This is a genomic window from Pseudomonas citronellolis (genome assembly GCF_029335315.1).
GTDB lineage: Bacteria > Pseudomonadota > Gammaproteobacteria > Pseudomonadales > Pseudomonadaceae > Pseudomonas > Pseudomonas citronellolis_A.
On sequence record NZ_JARJLT010000289.1, the window covers coordinates 1 to 589 of the forward strand.

Sequence of the window (589 nt, forward strand, 5' to 3'; positions counted from 1 at the left end):
GCTTCAGCATGAACGCCCGCCTGCAGATCGACGTGGTGGAATTCCACGACGATCAGCGTCACTACCAGCGCGGCATCCGCTTGCCGCTGCGCCCGTTGGGCGGCATGGAGAGCGGCGGCCAGGACGCCGTCTGGGGGCTGCAGGCCAGCCACCAGGTCGTGCAGCAACGGGTCAGCTCCCGCGCCTACTACTCGCGCGACGCTGGCGCCAACCTGGATGGCCAGGCCGACCTCGCCCGGGGCGCCACCACCACCTACGGTGAGGCCTACCAGTACGCCGACGAGCCCTACCAGACCCTGGGCGACGCCCAGGCCCGCGGCGATGAGGAAGGCCATGCCGAAAGCGGCTACTTCTACGCGCAACTGGCCCACGAGCGCTACCTCAACGACCAGCTCCGTCTGTTCGGCGTCAGCAGCAGCGCGGCCCTGGCGCCAGGCCAGGTACTCACCATCGAGGGCGGCGCGCCGGACGCCTTTGCTAACGGCGCGCTTATCGTCGGACTGTGCAGCAAGGCCGCCCGCGACCGCAGCTTCGAAGTCGAATTCGAAGCCATCCCGGACAGCGACAGCGTCGGCTTCCGCCCGCCGGT

1 protein-coding gene is annotated in these 589 nt (G+C 69.4%); it reads left to right on the forward strand.

What is annotated here, in order from left to right; genetic code table 11:
- Positions 1 to 589 (forward strand): contractile injection system protein, VgrG/Pvc8 family (locus tag P3W75_RS21590; RefSeq protein WP_276229353.1); only part of this gene is annotated, 589 nt, incomplete at both ends.